This window comes from Streptococcus mitis, assembly GCF_009496155.1.
GTDB classification, from domain to species: Bacteria; Bacillota; Bacilli; order Lactobacillales; family Streptococcaceae; genus Streptococcus; species Streptococcus mitis_BQ.
This window is the reverse complement of sequence record NZ_WIJP01000014.1, coordinates 40,221-57,650: the sequence shown is the minus strand read 5'-3', so window position 1 is coordinate 57,650 and position 17,430 is coordinate 40,221. Positions and strand designations below refer to the sequence as shown.

The window sequence follows — 17,430 nt, the reverse complement described above, 5'->3', positions numbered from 1 at the left end:
TCCTTTCTAGTCGTATCCATATTTTTTTAATGCTTTATTGTAAGCGTCACTACCTTTTAAATAGTAATCATGTTTTGTTCCACTAATATCAACAGTAAATACTCCATCTTTAAATGTATAGCTTTCAGTTCGATTTATAATTTGTGAACCACTCAATTCAATTTTTTATTCTTTTGATCAAGGTCAAAGTTATCAGCTTCACCATTACCAATTGTTCCCTTATTTCCAGAAATCGTAAATACTCGTTCATTTCGATTTTCGTTTATCCAATAATATTCTCCATCTAAAGTTTGGTTATTTTGACTGGAGCATGAAATAAGGAAAATAGCTAGGAACGACACAAACAACACACAAATAAATTTTTTCATAGATATACCTCCTTTTTCAATATAGTATACCAAAATATCATTACAGAATTGATACAATAAATGTCGGTTATAATAGAAAATTCCGAAAATGTCTATTATAATAGCAATTACTTTTCTGAATGGAGCGCCCTTTTTATGAATATGATAAAATAGATGTAAAGATATCTATTAGAAATTGAAATTCTAAAATGTAATTAGCAAGATAGGAGATACATGGAAACTATTAGAGATAACGAGGAAGAAAAGAAAAGTTGCGAAGGTATTAACATTGTATTTATCGGACATCCGATTCGTGTGAAACAAAAATTAAAAATTGGAAATGAAGTATACAATATTAGTTTTGATGGATTTAAAGATACAAAGTATAATGAGGATCCTTTTATTTGGAACAATAACTTTTTATATTCTTTTTGTCACGCCAATCATGCATTATCAGCGGATATTCGTCAAAAGATAAAAAAAGAAGAAGTTTATTTAGTATTTGTTTCAAAAACGGGAAGAAACTCAAAAATAGTTGAAATAGATACAATCATAAAAGCAGAAGAAATATATGAGTGGCCGAACAAAAATGAACGTTTCAAAGAGAGTCTTTGTAGTAAAATTTTTAATGATAAAGTAATAGCCCATCATCTACCTAAATTTTTAGAGGGAGGTGGAATATCTGAACATAATAACAAAAATTTATATACTTGTGTAGGTGATTCAGATGGCTCTTTTCTACCAATGAAAAAAGATGGAGATATATTTATTCCGTTTAGATTTAATGAATCGGTATCTAAAAATCTATTAGAATTAATAAAAGTAACAGATAATGATATGTATTACGTTGCTAAAAGCACCTCACCAAGATTAATCACTGAAAATAAAGAAAATACATTTAATAAAGTATATGAGGTAGTAAAAAAGTTAATCGAAGAAGAAAATTCTAGCAGGGGGAATCCTAAAGAAGACCAAAGATTTCTTAAAAGTTATCAGATTCGTAATTTAGATAAGAAGAATCTCTTTGTTATAGGTAATGGATTTGATATAGCTCATAATATTGAGTCTCAGTATTCTAAGTTTAGGGACTTTGTATTTAAATTATCCAATCTCGATGAATTAGATAGAAATAAGATTATAGAAGATGAAATAGAAGCATTTGAAATTCCCAGTTCAGTATTAAACCATGATGGTGAAGAAATATATAATACGGCAGAACTTGCAGCTTTTTATCATAGTGTTATTAATACTATTTCTTTTAAAAATTACGATCCTGAGTGGAAAGATTTTGAAAAAAATTGGGGTGAACTCAATATCTTATCTTTTACATCAACCGAGTTTGTAGATAAACATGGAGATATAGAACCATTTCGTATAGCTAGTGCTGTTGAAGAAATAGTTCATAATCTCAAATCAGCATATCAAATCGCAACATTCAAACTTTTTTCAGAGTGGATTCGATCGTTGGACACTTCACGTATAGTTGCTACTAAAAAAACCATTCAAAAGCATATTAGAGACAGTTATTTCTTAACTTTCAATTATACTAATGTACTAGAAGATGTTTATAATGTTGAAAATTATCAAGTTTGTCATATTCATGGAAGTATTAATGAGAATAAGTTTATTGTTGGGCATGGTAAAGATGAAAAATTAAAGAATTACGAACAAAATCCTTTTTCAGTTAATGATTTTATAATTGAGATAGTAAATGTAATGAAAAAGGATACCAGTAAACATTATGTTGAGAATTTAACATTTTTTGAAAATCTGAAAGATATTGAAAATATTTATTTCATAGGTTTTAATCTCAGTGATGAACATTCAGTTGACTCCCTGTATTTTAAAAAACTATTTAAAGAATTAAAAGGCTTTAATGTCTATTTTGATAGTTATCATCAAGATGAAATTGATAAATTCAAACAGACTCTAGAAACATGGGGAGCCCAATACATTAAGTTATATGTTATAAATACTGAACGAGATAAAGTTGTAGAGCCTTGAGTTAGTTACAACAATGTGGATAGAAATTATATTGACTTACCTCTCAAACTAACCATTTATTTTGAAATCATCAAATAGGTGTGACCAAAATCAAGTTAATATTGATTATAAAAATATTAAGAAAATAAGAAAAAATGTGGTTTAGCAGATGTTAGTTGTCGAAAGTTCAGGTCTATCAAAGAGTATAATACAAAACAAAAATAAGAAGTGTGTTTAAAGCTGTTATAGTATGATTTTGTTATATGCTGAAATTTCTCTCTATCAAACCAGGTCTTATGATTTGTAAGTAAAAGAAAAAATAACAAAAAGAGGAGCTTTACACTAAAGTTCCTCTTATTTTAAATATCCGAATCATTATTCTTATTTCAAAAAATGTGGTGATTCGGTTGATGTTTATTGCAATATACTGAAATTAACAAAAGAAAAAACGCTGTTCAAGCGTTTTTCTTCTGTATTAATTCTTATTGAATGCTTACTTAACTTCTGTAAACACAACGTGTTTGCGAAGTTTTGGTGAGTATTTCTTCAATTGAAGACGGTCTGGAGTGTTACGTTTGTTTTTAGAAGTAAGGTACAAGCGTTCACCAGATTCTTTGTGTTCAAGTGTAATATTTACGCGCATGGTATCTCCCTTCTATTATTCAGCTGATGCAGCTTTAGCGATTTTACGTCCTTTGTAGTATCCTTTAAGTGATACACGGTGAGAACGTGAGTAATCTCCAGTAGTTTCGTCAAAGTTTACAGATGGAGCTGTTACTTTGTAGTGTGTACGACGTTTGTTTTTCTTCGCTTTTGAAGTGCGACGTGCAGGTACTGCCATTTTGATTTCTCCTTTAGGTATTTATATTCGATTCAATCTACTGATTTTCATCAACCATACTAGGATAACACATTTTTTTTGTAAAGTAAAGTTACTTGACAAAAAAAGATGAAAAAATTAGAAGGTCGTTAAACTAATTAATCGAAATTTTCTGAAAATTCAAGAATTTTCTTCTGTTCATTGCTTTTAAAATGTGCTATAATAGTAAGAACTGAAATGGGAGGGAATAAATGACTGAATTAGATACACGTCACCGCAGTAGCATTTATGACAGTATGGTTAAATCACCAAACCGTGCCATGCTTCGTGCGACTGGTATGACAGATAAGGACTTTGAAACACCGATTGTTGGGGTTATTTCGACTTGGGCGGAAAATACACCATGTAACATCCACTTGCATGATTTTGGGAAATTGGCTAAAGAAGGTGTCAAATCTGCAGGTGCTTGGCCTGTGCAGTTTGGGACTATCACTGTAGCGGACGGGATTGCCATGGGAACGCCTGGTATGCGTTTCTCTTTGACATCTCGTGACATCATTGCGGACTCAATCGAGGCAGCTATGGGTGGCCACAACGTGGATGCCTTCGTCGCTATCGGTGGCTGTGATAAGAACATGCCTGGATCCATGATTGCTATTGCCAATATGGATATTCCGGCTATTTTCGCCTATGGTGGAACTATTGCACCGGGAAATCTTGATGGCAAAGACATCGACTTGGTTTCTGTTTTTGAGGGGATTGGGAAATGGAACCACGGTGATATGACCGCTGAGGATGTGAAGCGTCTTGAATGTAATGCCTGCCCTGGCCCTGGTGGCTGTGGTGGTATGTACACAGCTAATACCATGGCGACAGCTATCGAAGTTCTAGGGATGAGTTTGCCAGGGTCATCCTCTCACCCAGCTGAATCAGCTGATAAGAAAGAAGATATCGAAGCAGCAGGACGTGCTGTTGTTAAGATGTTGGAACTTGGTCTCAAACCATCAGATATTTTGACTCGTGAAGCCTTTGAAGATGCTATCACTGTAACCATGGCTCTCGGTGGTTCTACAAATGCCACTCTTCACTTGCTTGCCATTGCTCATGCTGCCAATGTTGACTTGTCACTTGAGGACTTCAATACGATCCAAGAGCGTGTGCCTCACTTGGCCGACTTGAAACCATCTGGTCAGTATGTCTTCCAAGACCTCTACGAAGTTGGTGGTGTCCCTGCGGTTATGAAGTACTTGTTAGCAAATGGGTTCCTTCACGGAGACCGCATCACATGTACTGGTAAGACTGTTGCTGAAAACTTGGCTGACTTTGCAGACCTCACACCAGGTCAAAAAGTCATCATGCCACTTGAAAATCCAAAACGTGCAGACGGTCCGCTTATCATCTTGAACGGGAACCTTGCTCCTGACGGTGCGGTTGCCAAGGTATCAGGTGTTAAAGTGCGTCGTCACGTTGGACCAGCTAAGGTCTTTGACTCAGAAGAAGATGCTATTCAGGCCGTTCTGACAGATGAAATCGTTGATGGCGATGTAGTCGTTGTTCGTTTTGTTGGACCTAAGGGTGGTCCTGGTATGCCTGAGATGCTGTCACTTTCATCAATGATCGTCGGTAAAGGTCAAGGAGACAAGGTTGCCCTCTTGACAGACGGACGTTTCTCTGGTGGTACTTATGGTCTGGTTGTTGGACATATCGCTCCTGAAGCTCAGGATGGTGGACCAATTGCCTACCTTCGTACAGGCGATATCGTTACAGTTGACCAAGATACCAAAGAAATTTCCATGGCAGTATCCGAAGAAGAACTTGAAAAACGTAAGGCAGAAACAACCTTGCCACCACTTTACAGCCGTGGTGTCCTCGGTAAATACGCTCATATCGTATCATCTGCTTCACGCGGAGCCGTGACAGACTTCTGGAATATGGACAAGTCAGGTAAAAAATAAACTCATACTCTTCGAAAATCTCTTCAAACCACGTCAACGTCGCCTTGCCGTATATATGTTACTGACTTCGTCAGTTCTATCTGCAACCTCAAAACAGTGTTTTGAGCTGACTTCGTCAGTTCTATTTACAACCTCAAAGCAGTGCTTTGAGCAACCTGCGGCTAGTTTCCTAGTTTGCTCTTTAATTTTCATTGAGTCTCAAAAAGCAAGCCAACTTCGGCTTGCTTATTTTTATCTTCAAAAGTGATTTACCTGATTAACGAGGTGGCAGTCCAAGGGCAATACGACCGTAGCGACTGATTCGTGTAATCTTCCAAGCAGGCGACCAGGTAACTTCAACCTTGACATCTTCGATACCCTCGATTTGTTTCAGACCTGCCACGATTTCGATAGGCAAACTTTCTGCGCAATCACAGGCAGTATCGGTGAAGGTCATGACAATTTTGCAGAGGCCTGTTTCGTCCAGATTAATTTCATAAATCAATCCTAGATTGTACACATCCAATTCCACATCTGTATCAAAAACCTTCTCTAGTTTTTCGATAATTTGGTCTTTTAAGGCCAAAGCACGGTCATTGATTTTGATATCCTCTCTCATAGCAGTCCCTCCACATGATAAATATCCTCTATTTTCTCATAATTCTGACAATTTGGCAAGTTTTTGATGAATTTTCTGGAAAAATATGATAATATAAAGAAAACACTGAATCAAGGGGAAGCCTATGGAGCAGATTGGAAAAGTCTTTAGACAACTACGAGAGTCAAGACATATCTCGCTGAGACAAGCAACTGGGGGACAATTTTCGCCGTCCATGTTATCCCGCTTTGAAACTGGTCAGAGTGAACTTTCGGTGGAAAAGTTTCTATTTGCTCTGGGAAATATATCTGCCAGTGTGGAGGAAATCCTCTTTCTGGCGAGAGGTTTTCAGTATGATACGGATTCTAAGTTGAGAAAAGAAATCATAGATGTCTTGGATCCAAAGAATATAGCACCTCTTGAGGACTTGTATCGTAGGGAGTATCAAAAGCATGCCCATTCTCAAAACAAACAGAAACATATTCTAAATGCCATTCTTATAAAGTCTTATATGAAGAGCATGGACGAAAGGGTAGAGTTAACGGCAGAGGAGGGGAAAGTCCTTCATGATTATTTGTTTTCTACCGAAATCTGGGGAATCTATGAACTCAATTTATTTTCAGTCAGTTCACCATTTCTATCTGTTTCTCTTTTCACTAGGTATGTTAGAGAGATGGTACGAAAATCTGATTTTCTAATGGAAATGTCTGGCAATCGAAACCTTTTTCACACTATACTATTGAATGGCTTTTTAGCCAGCATTGAGTGTGAAGAATTTACCAATGCCTCTTATTTTAAACGTGTTATCGAAGAGCATTTCTACAATGAAAATGAAACCTATTTTCGAATTGTCTATTTGTGGGCTGACGGTCTCCTTGATAGCAAGCAAGGTAGAGTCAAGGAAGGCCAGAAAAAGATGGAAGATGCTGTCCATATTTTTGAGATGCTTGGCTGTAATAAATCTGCTGAATACTATAGAAATACGACCGATTGTTGAATATTTGCAAACTAAGAAAATAATTTGAAATTTGAAGCGATAGAACTGTTGGGCTCTCTCGTGTCACTGGAGAAATTCTATCGTTTCTTTTTGCTCATTTCATTTGTTGCATATATTCAAAAGTTTTTCCTCTAAAATTTCTAAGTGCTATACTATAGTCATACTTCACATAAAACTTCTAACAAGAAGGGGGATTACCTATGAAATTATTGTTTAGAAATCAAGCTTATCGTCTCTTGACTTTGTCACGCTTCTTCAATGCTTTTGGTGCTTCGATTTTCAACCTGGTCTTTATCGTCTATGCATCGACCTTGCCACAAGCCTCCTTTGCTGTTGCTATGGCGAATATTGTCATGCTTCTTCCGACTCTCTTTACAGTTTTTGTAGGGATTCGGGCAGATTATACGAGGGCCAAGGTCAAATGGATGGTCTATAGTGGTTTGTTTCAGGCGATTTTATTTTTTCTAGCAGCTTTAGTTGTTCAGCAAGCTAGTTTATTTGCCTTTTCTAGCCTGTGTTTAATCAATGTCATTAGTGATGTGATCAGTGATTTTGCAGGTGGTTTGCGCATGCCTCTTATTAAGGAAAAAGTAGCTGAAGATGATCTGATGGAGGCTTACTCTTTTTCCCAGTTCATCACCTATATTTCAGCTATTGGTGGTCAAGCTTTTGGAGTCTGGCTCTTAGGTCTATCAGTCAACAATTTTTCCCTCGTTGCGGGAATCAATGCCTGCTTTTTCCTCGTATCAGCCTCTGTTCTCTTTTTAGGAAAAAGCAAATTGAGCCTGTCAATGTCATCTGCTGATGGTGAATCACTAAAAAATGAGAAGCTTTCTATCAAAGATCAGTTCCTAACAATTTACCGAAATTTACGCCTTGTTTTTCTTAAAGGTGGACAGAAAAACTTTGGATTCATGATCTTTGCTGTCTTGCTTATCAATGCCTTGGGTGGTTCCTTAGGAGGCATCTACAATATCTTCTTTTTGAGCCATTCTCTCTTGAATTTTTCTTACACAGAGGCATTATTTATCAGTCAATTCTGTGCTTTGTTAGCAATCATCATCAGTAGCCTTACGGGCAATGATTATTTTGGGCAGCAGTCCCTGCCTAGATTGATGATGTGGGCGACCGTAGGACTCAGTCTAGTTGCTCTAGCTAATTTATTCAATCAAGTCGTACTTGGTTTACTATTTCTCTGTTCAACTCTGTATGTGTCTGGTAAAGTTCAACCAAAGATTAGTGCCATGCTCCTGAAAAATCTAGCTCCAGAGGTTCTAGCTCGTACCAGTAATTTTTTAGGTTTATTGTTCACCTTATCCATACCCGTGGGAACAGCTTGTTTTTCACTTATAGCTGTATGGAATATACAGTTGACTTGGATGCTATTTGTTGGTCTTTCCTTGCTAGCTATTCTTTTGACAGTTATTAATCTCAAAAATGATCTCTAAATCCTGATTTTTTTCTTACTGTTTTAATCCCTCTATTTATGGTAAAATAAGACTATTAAGTTTAAAGAGGATTCCCTATGAAATTACAAAAACCAAAAGGAACGCAGGATATTTTACCTGCTGAATCTGCCAAATGGCAGTACGTTGAGGGCTTTGCCCGTGAGATTTTCAAGCGCTACAACTATGCAGAAGTGCGCACGCCCATTTTTGAGCATTACGAGGTTATCAGTCGCTCTGTCGGAGATACAACGGATATCGTAACTAAGGAAATGTACGATTTCTATGACAAGGGTGACCGTCATATTACCCTCCGTCCAGAAGGAACTGCGCCCGTTGTCCGTTCCTATGTGGAAAATAAACTCTTCGCCCCAGAAGTGCAAAAGCCAAGTAAATTCTACTACATGGGCCCAATGTTCCGCTATGAGCGTCCACAGGCAGGGCGTTTGCGCCAATTCCACCAGATTGGTGTTGAGTGTTTTGGCTCTAGCAATCCAGCTACCGATGTGGAAACAATCGCGATGGCGGCCCATTTCTTGAAAGAAATCGGTATCCAAGGTGTCAAATTACATCTTAACACTCTTGGAAATCCTGAGAGCCGTGCGGCCTACCGTCAAGCCTTAATTGACTATTTGACACCGCTCAAGGAAACCTTGTCTAAGGATAGCCAACGTCGCTTGGAGGAAAATCCTCTCCGTGTCTTGGACTCTAAGGAAAAAGAAGACAAGGTAGCAGTAGAGAATGCGCCTTCTATCTTGGACTTCCTTGATGAAGAAAGCCAAGCTCATTTTGATGCTGTGCGTCAGATGTTGGAAAATCTTGGAGTAGACTATATCATCGATACCAATATGGTACGTGGTCTGGACTACTACAATCACACTATTTTCGAGTTTATCACTGAGATTGAGGGCAATGACCTGACAGTCTGTGCGGGTGGCCGTTACGATGGTTTGGTTTCTTATTTTGGAGGCCCTGAAACTGCTGGATTTGGTTTTGGACTTGGTGTAGAGCGCCTGCTTCTTATCCTTGAAAAGCAAGGTGTGGCCCTCCCTATCGAGAACGCCCTAGATATCTATATCGCAGTCTTGGGTCAAGGAGCAAATGTCAAGGCCTTGGAGTTGGTGCAAGTCCTTCGCCAACAAGGATTCAAAGCAGAGCGTGATTACCTCAACCGTAAGCTCAAAGCTCAGTTCAAGTCAGCTGATGTCTTTGCGGCTAAGACCCTCATCACCCTAGGAGAGAGTGAAGTCGAAAGCGGACAAGTGACGGTCAAGAACAACCAAACCCGAGAAGAAGTGCAAGTGTCACTTGAGGCTATCAGCCAAAACTTCTCAGAAATCTTTGAAAAACTAGGCTTTTAAATAGTAGAAAAACTGGTCAGAAAACTACTCTGACCTTTTTCTTTTGCAAAATAACAAAAATCATAAACTTTTTGACAAATATATTTGTCAAAAAGAAAAAGATGTGTTACAATGTAAGCAAGTTAAGAGAAAAGGAGAAAGGAATGCTTAAAAATCGTTTAAAAGAGCTTCGGGCTCGCGATGGCCTCAATCAAACCGACCTAGCCAAATTGGCAGGGGTCTCCAGACAGACCATTAGTCTACTAGAACGGGATGAGTACACCCCGTCCATTATCATTGCCCTGAAAATATCTCAAATTTTCAACGAAACAGTCGAATCGGTATTTCGCTTGGAGGAGGACGAGTGATGAACAAGTATAAAGTGATCTATTATGTAGTTGCCATAGCTTTATTAGTCAGCGTGTGTCTACTAATTGGAACAAATCTAGGATGGTTTGATCTCTATTACAGCGGCCAATTTATTTGGGCCTACTTTGCTCTTATCCCAGTCGTTGACTGGATTGAAAAGAAAGCAAACAATTTAGCAAGTGAAAAAGGAGAATGAATATGAAAAAGAAACGTGGCCTGTTATTTTTAATTCCTTTTATCTTGGGAGTTTTTTTGTACATGTTTGTAGATATGTTGAAGGCTGGTGCCGAATTCCACGGAATTATGTTAGATGTAAAAATCTTGATACCATGGATATCAGCTATTTGTTTACTATTAGGTTTCGTTGGCATTGTTTTGACGTTCAATTTCTTAAAGAAAAGCAGAAAATTTCACTCCTTGTATCAAGAGGAAATGGATGATGATCTGAATGAAACCTATTATGTGCAAATGTATCGTAATCTTGAGTTTGGAAACATTACTTTTAATATTACAGCCGTAGCGATTGTATTGGCTCTCTTCATTTCAGGAAGCGAAGTAATTGTACTCGATGTAAGTCGTATAACATTTTCCCTTTCCTTTTTGGAATTAGTACTGTATTTACACAACCAAAAATATCTTTTTAAAACAATTGCGCTTGTTCGTCGGCTTGATTTGACATTTTTCTCTACACCAAAGGATATCTTAGAGCATTTCGATTCTTACGATGAAGGGGAGCGCAAGGCTAATTTGGAACAGAGTTTTCGGATCTTATTCCAATTAAATCAGTATGTCTTACCAATCTTATATATTTTTCTTTTTATCATTTCTTTCTTGACAGGAAAGATTCAAATACTGTCCTTATTGCTTGTAGGAGCAATCCATGTTTATATCAATGTGATGCAGTTGCCTATGGTAAAACGCTATTTCAAATAGGAGACCTATATGAAACTACTTAAAAACCTTGGCTGGTTTCTTCTAGCCATTCTATCCTTTTTATTCATCTATGGCTTCATTCAGGTGCTCGCGACTACGTCGCTTGCCTTAGGCGCTTCACCCTATGCTGTTACCTTGCTCTATGTGGCCTTGGCTGGAGTTTATGTGTACGGCATTTACAAATGGTATCAGAAAGGTTCTGTTCGTATTGAGAAGAGTGGCTTCAACCGATTTATTTGGCTCCCTGCCTTGGTTTGGTTCTTATCTCTAGTTGTCCAGTTTTTCTTGCCAAATGATCCTTCAGTAAATCAGCAAATAGCGACAGACTTGACCTTGTCTCAACCACTCTTCTCCTTCTTTGCGGTCGTTATTTTTGCTCCTTTGACGGAAGAACTTATCTTTAGAGGGATGTTGGCACGCTATCTCTTTCCTAAGCAGGACAATAGCAAACAAACTCTGATTTTTCTTCTGGTATCAAGTGTCTTGTTTGCCTTGATTCATTTCCCAGGAGATGTGCAACAATTTTTAGTTTATGCTAGTCTTGGTTTTAGCTTGGTCTTGGCTTATATTAGCGAAAAAGGTCTGGTTTACAGTATTTCTCTCCACGCTTTGAATAATTTAGTCAGCTTTTTGATGATTCTCATGCTATAATAGAGTCAGGAGGTCACATGAAACGAGTAATTTTATTAGCAGTGATTCAAGCAGTCGTTCTATTTTTCATTATTGGAGCGCTAGCTTATGCCTTTAAGGGCGATTTCTTCTACAACTATCTAGCAGTTGTCTTTGCCCCTATTGCAGGTGTCTGGCGTTTTGGGACAGCCTACACAACGGAGATTGTCTTGCCTCGAAAGGCAGCCGAAATTGCTGAAAAGCGTAAAGCAGGCAAAAATTCAAAATAAAAGAGTCCGGTGAACTTCATCGGATTTTTGTATGGGCGCTAATTTTTAGGGACTTTACCTGATTTTTAAAGACTGACAAACTTTTCTGCTGATTTTCATGAAGAGCCTGCGCTTTTATGGTAAAATAGTAACAGAATAAAAGAGGAGAGAAACAATGAAACGTAGTATGTATGCTGGTCGTGTTCGTGAGGAACACATCGGACAAGAAATGACCTTGAAAGGATGGGTTGGCCGTCGTCGTGACCTTGGTGGTTTGATCTTTATCGATCTTCGTGACCGTGAAGGAATCATGCAGTTGGTTATCAATCCTGAAAAAGTATCTGCAGAGGTTATGGCAACAGCTGAAAGCCTTCGTAGCGAATTTGTTATCGAGGTGACTGGACAGGTCGCTGCGCGTGAGCAAGCCAATGATAAGTTGCCAACTGGTGCAGTTGAGTTAAACGTGACAGCTCTGACAGTGCTTAATACAGCTAAGACAACACCATTTGAGATTAAGGATGGGATTGAGGCAAATGACGATACGCGTTTGCGTTACCGTTACCTTGACCTTCGTCGTCCAGAAATGTTGGAAAATCTTAAACTCCGTGCCAAGGTGACTCACTCTATCCGCAACTACTTGGATGAGCTGGAGTTTATCGATGTGGAGACACCATTCCTTTCTAAGTCAACGCCAGAAGGGGCGCGTGACTATTTGGTGCCATCTCGTGTTAATAAAGGGCATTTCTATGCTCTTCCTCAAAGTCCACAGATTACTAAGCAGCTCTTGATGAATGCTGGTTTTGATCGTTACTACCAAATCGTTAAATGTTTCCGTGACGAGGACTTGCGTGGTGACCGCCAGCCTGAGTTCACTCAGGTCGACTTGGAAACGTCTTTCCTTACTGAGCAAGAAATCCAAGATATCACAGAAGGCTTGATTGCGCGCGTGATGAAGGAAACCAAAGGCATCGAAGTGACGCTTCCATTCCCTCGTATGAAGTATGATGACGCTATGGCTCTTTACGGTTCTGACAAGCCAGATACTCGTTTTGACATGTTGCTTCAAGACTTGACAGAAGTGGTCAAAGGTGTAGACTTTAAAGTCTTTTCAGAGGCACCTGCTGTAAAAGCCATTGTAGTCAAAGGCGCTGCGGACAACTATTCACGTAAAGACATCGACAAGATGACGGAAGTAGCCAAACAGTACGGTGCCAAAGGTCTTGCTTGGGTCAAGGTAGTTGACGGAGAATTAAACGGACCAGTTGCTAAGTTCTTGACTAGCATCCAAGCAGAATTGACAGCAGCACTTGCGCTTGAAGATAAGGACTTGATTCTCTTTGTGGCAGATACGCTTGAAGTGGCCAATGCAACACTTGGTGCCCTTCGTGGACGTATTGCCAAAGAGCTTGACTTGATTGATAGCGATAAATTTAACTTCCTTTGGGTAATTGACTGGCCAATGTTTGAATGGTCTGAAGAAGAAGGCCGCTACATGAGCGCCCATCATCCATTCACACTTCCACAGGAAGAAACTGCTCACGAATTAGAAGGTGATTTGGCTAAGGTTCGTGCCATTGCTTACGATATCGTCTTGAACGGTTATGAGCTTGGTGGTGGTAGCCTTCGTATCAACCAAAAAGACCTTCAAGAACGTATGTTCAAGGCTCTTGGTTTCTCAGCCGAAGAAGCAAATGACCAGTTTGGCTTCCTGCTTGAAGCCATGGACTATGGTTTCCCACCACACGGTGGCTTGGCTATCGGACTTGACCGTTTTGTTATGTTGCTTGCTGGAGAAGAAAATATCCGTGAAGTCATTGCCTTCCCTAAGAACAACAAGGCAACTGATCCAATGACACAAGCTCCTTCAACAGTAGCGCTCAAACAACTAGAGGAACTCAGCTTACAAGTAGAAGAAGATGAAACAAGCAAAACGAATTAAGCGGTGGCGTTATTATCTGCGTCGCTTTGCTTATCAGATAAAAATTTTACGTGTCTTACAAAGCATCTCTCGAGAAAAATATGATGAGAAGATTTCGGCTTCTCTGGTATATGGCTTTTTATCAGCAGTAGCGGTCAATTTCTTTTTCCAACCAGGACATGTGTATTCGAGTGGTGCGACAGGTCTGGCACAGATTATCTCTGCCTTGAGTAATCACTGGTTTGGTTTTCACATTCCGATTTCGCTAACCTTCTACGCCATTAACTTCCCTTTGATGGTCTTGGCTTGGTATCAGATTGGCCATAAGTTCACCGTCTTTACCTTTATCACGGTGTCTATGAGTTCTTTCTTTATCCAGTTTGTCCCTGTGGCAACCTTGACGGAGGATCCCATTATCAATGCTCTTTTTGGGGGTGTTGTCATGGGCTTGGGGATCGGTTTTGCTCTTCGAAACAATATCTCCAGTGGTGGGACGGATATCGTCAGTCTGACCATTCGCAAGAAAACAGGTAAGAATGTTGGCAGTATTTCTTTCTTGGTAAATGGTACCATCATGCTGATAGCAGGTTTGACCTTTGGTTGGAAATACGCCCTCTACTCTATGATTACCATCTTTGTCTCTAGCCGTGTGACAGACGCAGTCTTTACCAAGCAAAAACGCATGCAGGCCATGATTGTGACCAATCATCCAGACAAGGTAATTGAAAAAATCCATAAAAAATTGCACCGCGGAGCAACTATGATCCACGATGCAGAAGGAACCTATAATCACGAGAGAAAGGCAGTTTTAATCACTGTCATTACACGTGCAGAGTTTAATGAATTTAAACAGATTATGAAACAGGTGGATTCAGGTGCCTTTGTCTCTGTATCGGAGAATGTTCATATTCTGGGACGATTTGTAGAAACAGATAATTAATACTCTTCGAAAATTTCTTCAAACCACGTCAGCTTTATCTCCAACCTCCAAGCTGTGCTTTGAGCAACCTGCGGCTAGCTTCCTAGTTTGCTCTTTGATTTTCATTGAGTATAATGACTAAAAAACCAGCGCGAGCTGGTTTTTATTTTTCAATAATTTTGTGGGCAATCAACTGACGGTAACAAATTTGCTTATTGCTTTTAGCATCGTTGATAATCTGGAGGATAGTTTCAAGAGAAACACGACCAAGTTCTAGGCTATTAATATCAACATAGGCCGCCAAGTTGAGTTTGGGATTGACCGAGTCGAAGCTGAGAACAGGGACATCCAGTTGGTGCTTAGCGATATAGTCACAGACCCCTTCAGCTAGGAGGCTATCGGTTGTGATGATAGCATCAATCTGCGGATCATGCTGAAAGAGGAGTTTACTAAATTGATACCCTTTTTCTTCTAGGAACTCCGTTGCAAAATAGGTTAAATTTCCATCAATAGGCAGTTGGTATTGCTTGAGTGCGGATTCGTAACCAGTTAGACGGTCTTGTGTAACGAAGAGTTTCTTAGCACCTCCGATAAAGGCAATTCGTTTACATCCTTTTTTGATGAAATATTCGGTCGCATCAAAACCAGCTTGGACATTGTCATTATCGACAAGAGGGATAAAGGGTGAAATGGATTTTCCTAGGATGAGGAAGGGGAACTGTTCGTCTGCGACTAGCTTGACCAAGGGATCTTCCTCTTCGGCATAAAGGAAGATTAAACCATCCACACGTTTGCCATAGACCATCTGGGAAATAGCTTTGAGTCGCTCTTTGGCGTCTTTACCTGTCGCAATCTGAATAGCATAGTGGTTTTCAGAAGCGACCTGAGCAATACCACGGAGGACAGATGGGAAGAAAGGATTTTGATAGAAGGCATCTGAGTCGTCAGGAAGCACCAAGCCGATAACTTGAGTATAGCTACTTACCAAGCTACGAGCATTGAGGTTGGGGTGGTAATTGAGATCCTTCATAGCCTTGCGAACGCGTTTTTTAGTTTCGTCGCTAATGGTTGATTTATTTTGAATAACACGGGTTACGGTTGAAGGTGAAACACCAGCAGCCTTGGCCACATCTTTAATCGTAACGGGCATAAAAATCTCCTATTTATGGTAATCTGGATCACGGAAATGCGTTTTATAAAAGATAGTGACCAGATATAGAACAAAAAGAATGTTTTGTACAGTGATGAGAGTTGTCATATTTTGGCCAAATAATCCCAAAATAAGCGTAATCAGAGTTGGTAATCCTAAACAGTTCAAGATAAAATGATAGCACTCTTTAAAGGTTCTAAATGAAAAGAGGCGTGATTTCTTAGTGATATAAAGGAGAAGACTGGCTCCTAGAGAGACGATAAAGAAATTCAAACCAAAGAGGAAGCTAGCACCGAGAACTAGGAAGAGACTGATATAGACACGATTCTGCTGGTACCAGTCTTTAGAAATGGCTTGGGTCAAGCTGTCCTTGCTTTTGAAACTCTCAGTCTGAATGGCTCGGTAAGAGACACGAGTCAGTTCTTTACTTTCCTTGCTGATGACTAGTTCTTTCGTATCGAAATGCAGCTGCAAGTCTTTAGGTAATTCCTTGTTTTGACTTGGACCGATCACAAGAGAAGGTGCTTGATTAGCTGTTCCTGTATAAGTTAATGTGCCATCAACAATTCTAGCATGCTCAGAGAGATCCTGAACAACATCACCTGTCAATGGTTCATAGACATTATCGATAAAGGTTTCTAGCGGATAAGTCTCCTGTGAGCTATTTTGGATGGCAATGGGTACCATAGACAAGCTGATCAGGAAGATACTGGTAAAGAGCAGTTGAAACCAGTTGAGCCCAAAACGTTTGGACAGGGGCTTACGAAATCCCCAAATACTTGAAAAATATGAAAATGGATATGGAAGCATTTGTATCTTTCTAAAAGGTGTTTTCTATATGAGTATTATTATATAGAGAAATGTGCTTTATTTCAAGTCTAGGAGGGAAATTGCTTGCTACAAGGATAGTTTTACAGTCACAAGCTCCAAAATGAAAAAGGGTGGCGGGGATAAATTATCCCTTGTCGCCACCACTTGTAAGTCCTGAAACAAAGTTTTTTTGTAGGAAGAAGAAGAGAATACAGATTGGAAGAGCGATGAGGATAGCACCTGCTGAGAAGTAGGCAATCTTCATGTTTTTCGCATTGTTAACGAAGGTTTGAAGACCAACGGCAACAGTAAAGTATTCTTTCTCACGAAGCAAGAAACTAGAGAGGATGTAGTCCCCGAAAGGTCCCATGAAGGCCCAGAGAGCTTGTACAGCGATCATTGGGCGAACAAGTGGAAGAACAATTTGCCAGAAGCGGCGGAAGTGTCCTGCACCGTCTAGTTTTGCAGATTCGTCCAGAGACATTGGCACTGTATCGAAGTAGCCTTTCATGAGCCAAGCATTCATCGGGATACCTCCACCAACATAAAGGAAGATGAGGAACCAGCTGTGGTTAAGGGCGTTCAACATAAGCGCCATAACGAAGAAGGCTGTCAAAGCGGCCATAGTTGGCACCATTTGGATGATCAAGAAGAAGACCAAACTTTGTTTACGAGCCAAGAAGTTGTAACGGCTGTAGGCATAACCAGCAAGTACGATGATACTTGTTTGAACAGCCATAGTAATCAAGGCGATAATCAAAGTGTTGAGGTACCAAGTACCGTACAAGGTTTCAGAGAAGAGTCCTTGGAAGTTAGCAAAACTAAAGTCGACGTTACTGTCTAGTTTAAAGGCTACTACGTTACCAGTTTTGAAGGCTGACATAATGGTAATCAACAGTGGATAGATAATCACGATTGAAAGGCCCACCAAGTAGAGGTAAGTAAGGGTTTGAGTCAGTCTACGTTTGAGTTTGATTGAATTATTCATC

Annotated in this window: 20 protein-coding genes; 12 read left to right on the top strand and 8 right to left on the bottom strand. The window is 39.4% G+C overall.

What is annotated here, in order from left to right; genetic code table 11:
• Positions 1–152 precede the first annotated feature (152 nt).
• Positions 153–368: a hypothetical protein gene (locus tag GEZ84_RS11085; protein WP_265491480.1), complete on the bottom strand. Its 216-nt coding sequence runs from the start codon at positions 366–368 to the stop codon at positions 153–155.
• A 213-nt stretch (positions 369–581) separates the two neighbouring features.
• Here GEZ84_RS11085 and GEZ84_RS08735 point away from each other — a divergent pair, with 213 nt between their 5' ends.
• Positions 582–2,351, top strand: coding sequence for an AbiH family protein (locus GEZ84_RS08735; RefSeq protein WP_153224245.1), 1,770 nt, complete (start codon positions 582–584; stop codon positions 2,349–2,351).
• Between the two features lie 472 nt (positions 2,352–2,823).
• On the opposite strand, the gene rpmG is transcribed toward GEZ84_RS08735, so the two are convergent.
• Both rpmG and rpmF read right to left on the bottom strand, forming a co-directional pair.
• Entirely contained in the window at positions 2,824–2,973 is a 150-nt protein-coding gene (gene rpmG, locus GEZ84_RS08730) for a 50S ribosomal protein L33 (protein WP_001265622.1), read from the bottom strand.
• A 15-nt stretch (positions 2,974–2,988) separates the two neighbouring features.
• Positions 2,989–3,171 (bottom strand): 50S ribosomal protein L32, encoded by a 183-nt coding sequence (gene rpmF / locus GEZ84_RS08725; RefSeq protein ID WP_000290417.1) that lies wholly within the window; start codon positions 3,169–3,171, stop codon positions 2,989–2,991.
• Positions 3,172–3,401: 230 nt separating this feature from the next.
• Here rpmF and ilvD point away from each other — a divergent pair, with 230 nt between their 5' ends.
• Positions 3,402–5,105: a dihydroxy-acid dehydratase gene (ilvD, locus tag GEZ84_RS08720; RefSeq protein ID WP_049534874.1), complete on the top strand. Its 1,704-nt coding sequence runs from the start codon at positions 3,402–3,404 to the stop codon at positions 5,103–5,105.
• Between the two features lie 33 nt (positions 5,106–5,138).
• Here the strand turns inward: ilvD and GEZ84_RS10955 are convergent, their stop codons facing one another.
• Complete coding sequence (locus GEZ84_RS10955; protein WP_228113033.1) at positions 5,139–5,297, bottom strand: hypothetical protein; 159 nt, start codon at positions 5,295–5,297, stop codon at positions 5,139–5,141.
• A gap of 64 nt (positions 5,298–5,361) precedes the next feature.
• Entirely contained in the window at positions 5,362–5,703 is a 342-nt protein-coding gene (locus tag GEZ84_RS08710) for a metal-sulfur cluster assembly factor (RefSeq protein ID WP_153224244.1), read from the bottom strand.
• A 124-nt stretch (positions 5,704–5,827) separates the two neighbouring features.
• Here GEZ84_RS08710 and GEZ84_RS08700 point away from each other — a divergent pair, with 124 nt between their 5' ends.
• The 10 genes from GEZ84_RS08700 (at position 5,828) to GEZ84_RS08650 (ending at position 14,502) form a co-directional block, all read left to right on the top strand.
• Complete coding sequence (locus GEZ84_RS08700) at positions 5,828–6,679, top strand: helix-turn-helix domain-containing protein (RefSeq protein ID WP_153224243.1); 852 nt, start codon at positions 5,828–5,830, stop codon at positions 6,677–6,679.
• Between the two features lie 200 nt (positions 6,680–6,879).
• Positions 6,880–8,127: a transporter gene (locus tag GEZ84_RS08695; protein ID WP_153224242.1), complete on the top strand. Its 1,248-nt coding sequence runs from the start codon at positions 6,880–6,882 to the stop codon at positions 8,125–8,127.
• Positions 8,128–8,204: 77 nt separating this feature from the next.
• Positions 8,205–9,485: a histidine--tRNA ligase gene (gene hisS, locus GEZ84_RS08690; protein WP_153224241.1), complete on the top strand. Its 1,281-nt coding sequence runs from the start codon at positions 8,205–8,207 to the stop codon at positions 9,483–9,485.
• A gap of 143 nt (positions 9,486–9,628) precedes the next feature.
• The gene (locus GEZ84_RS08680; protein WP_031237122.1) at positions 9,629–9,832 is read left to right on the top strand and encodes a helix-turn-helix transcriptional regulator; all 204 of its coding nucleotides are present in this window, start codon (positions 9,629–9,631) and stop codon (positions 9,830–9,832) included.
• A complete protein-coding gene (locus GEZ84_RS08675; RefSeq protein WP_153224240.1) occupies positions 9,832–10,029 on the top strand; it encodes a hypothetical protein in 198 nt (65 codons plus the stop codon). The genes GEZ84_RS08680 and GEZ84_RS08675 overlap by 1 nt, the downstream gene beginning before the upstream one ends.
• Before the next feature lie 2 nt (positions 10,030–10,031).
• Positions 10,032–10,766 carry a DUF3169 family protein gene (locus GEZ84_RS08670; protein ID WP_319946440.1) on the top strand — a complete coding sequence of 245 codons (735 nt, stop codon included), beginning with the start codon at positions 10,032–10,034 and terminating at the stop codon, positions 10,764–10,766.
• 9 nt (positions 10,767–10,775) lie between these two features.
• Entirely contained in the window at positions 10,776–11,417 is a 642-nt protein-coding gene (locus GEZ84_RS08665) for a CPBP family intramembrane glutamic endopeptidase (RefSeq protein ID WP_153224238.1), read from the top strand.
• A gap of 17 nt (positions 11,418–11,434) precedes the next feature.
• A complete protein-coding gene (locus GEZ84_RS08660) occupies positions 11,435–11,665 on the top strand; it encodes a hypothetical protein (protein WP_153224237.1) in 231 nt (76 codons plus the stop codon).
• Between the two features lie 154 nt (positions 11,666–11,819).
• The gene (aspS, locus tag GEZ84_RS08655) at positions 11,820–13,583 is read left to right on the top strand and encodes an aspartate--tRNA ligase (protein ID WP_153224236.1); all 1,764 of its coding nucleotides are present in this window, start codon (positions 11,820–11,822) and stop codon (positions 13,581–13,583) included.
• Positions 13,561–14,502 (top strand): YitT family protein, encoded by a 942-nt coding sequence (locus GEZ84_RS08650; RefSeq protein WP_153224235.1) that lies wholly within the window; start codon positions 13,561–13,563, stop codon positions 14,500–14,502. The genes aspS and GEZ84_RS08650 overlap by 23 nt, the downstream gene beginning before the upstream one ends.
• Before the next feature lie 142 nt (positions 14,503–14,644).
• Here GEZ84_RS08650 and GEZ84_RS08645 read toward each other — a convergent pair whose 3' ends face one another.
• From GEZ84_RS08645 to GEZ84_RS08635, 3 genes are all read right to left on the bottom strand, one after another.
• Entirely contained in the window at positions 14,645–15,631 is a 987-nt protein-coding gene (locus GEZ84_RS08645) for a LacI family DNA-binding transcriptional regulator (RefSeq protein ID WP_153224234.1), read from the bottom strand.
• 9 nt (positions 15,632–15,640) lie between these two features.
• On the bottom strand, positions 15,641–16,441 hold the full coding sequence (locus GEZ84_RS08640) for a DUF1189 domain-containing protein (protein ID WP_153224233.1): 801 nt from the start codon (positions 16,439–16,441) through the stop codon (positions 15,641–15,643).
• A gap of 145 nt (positions 16,442–16,586) precedes the next feature.
• Positions 16,587–17,429 (bottom strand): sugar ABC transporter permease, encoded by an 843-nt coding sequence (locus GEZ84_RS08635; protein WP_001065658.1) that lies wholly within the window; start codon positions 17,427–17,429, stop codon positions 16,587–16,589.
• Position 17,430 lies beyond the last annotated feature (1 nt).

Excerpts from the sequence above, each read along its gene's own strand:
- GEZ84_RS11085 (WP_265491480.1), bottom strand. The coding sequence starts at position 368 with ATGAAAAAATTTATTTGTGTGTTGTTTGTGTCGTTCCTAGCTATTTTC.
- GEZ84_RS08735 (WP_153224245.1), top strand. The coding sequence starts at position 582 with ATGGAAACTATTAGAGATAACGAGGAAGAAAAGAAAAGTTGCGAAGGT.
- rpmG (WP_001265622.1), bottom strand. The coding sequence starts at position 2,973 with ATGCGCGTAAATATTACACTTGAACACAAAGAATCTGGTGAACGCTTG.
- rpmF (WP_000290417.1), bottom strand. The coding sequence starts at position 3,171 with ATGGCAGTACCTGCACGTCGCACTTCAAAAGCGAAGAAAAACAAACGT.
- ilvD (WP_049534874.1), top strand. The coding sequence starts at position 3,402 with ATGACTGAATTAGATACACGTCACCGCAGTAGCATTTATGACAGTATG.
- GEZ84_RS10955 (WP_228113033.1), bottom strand. The coding sequence starts at position 5,297 with ATGAAAATTAAAGAGCAAACTAGGAAACTAGCCGCAGGTTGCTCAAAG.
- GEZ84_RS08710 (WP_153224244.1), bottom strand. The coding sequence starts at position 5,703 with ATGAGAGAGGATATCAAAATCAATGACCGTGCTTTGGCCTTAAAAGAC.
- GEZ84_RS08700 (WP_153224243.1), top strand. The coding sequence starts at position 5,828 with ATGGAGCAGATTGGAAAAGTCTTTAGACAACTACGAGAGTCAAGACAT.
- GEZ84_RS08695 (WP_153224242.1), top strand. The coding sequence starts at position 6,880 with ATGAAATTATTGTTTAGAAATCAAGCTTATCGTCTCTTGACTTTGTCA.
- hisS (WP_153224241.1), top strand. The coding sequence starts at position 8,205 with ATGAAATTACAAAAACCAAAAGGAACGCAGGATATTTTACCTGCTGAA.
- GEZ84_RS08680 (WP_031237122.1), top strand. The coding sequence starts at position 9,629 with ATGCTTAAAAATCGTTTAAAAGAGCTTCGGGCTCGCGATGGCCTCAAT.
- GEZ84_RS08675 (WP_153224240.1), top strand. The coding sequence starts at position 9,832 with ATGAACAAGTATAAAGTGATCTATTATGTAGTTGCCATAGCTTTATTA.
- GEZ84_RS08670 (WP_319946440.1), top strand. The coding sequence starts at position 10,032 with ATGAAAAAGAAACGTGGCCTGTTATTTTTAATTCCTTTTATCTTGGGA.
- GEZ84_RS08665 (WP_153224238.1), top strand. The coding sequence starts at position 10,776 with ATGAAACTACTTAAAAACCTTGGCTGGTTTCTTCTAGCCATTCTATCC.
- GEZ84_RS08660 (WP_153224237.1), top strand. The coding sequence starts at position 11,435 with ATGAAACGAGTAATTTTATTAGCAGTGATTCAAGCAGTCGTTCTATTT.
- aspS (WP_153224236.1), top strand. The coding sequence starts at position 11,820 with ATGAAACGTAGTATGTATGCTGGTCGTGTTCGTGAGGAACACATCGGA.
- GEZ84_RS08650 (WP_153224235.1), top strand. The coding sequence starts at position 13,561 with ATGAAACAAGCAAAACGAATTAAGCGGTGGCGTTATTATCTGCGTCGC.
- GEZ84_RS08645 (WP_153224234.1), bottom strand. The coding sequence starts at position 15,631 with ATGCCCGTTACGATTAAAGATGTGGCCAAGGCTGCTGGTGTTTCACCT.
- GEZ84_RS08640 (WP_153224233.1), bottom strand. The coding sequence starts at position 16,441 with ATGCTTCCATATCCATTTTCATATTTTTCAAGTATTTGGGGATTTCGT.
- GEZ84_RS08635 (WP_001065658.1), bottom strand. The coding sequence starts at position 17,429 with ATGAATAATTCAATCAAACTCAAACGTAGACTGACTCAAACCCTTACT.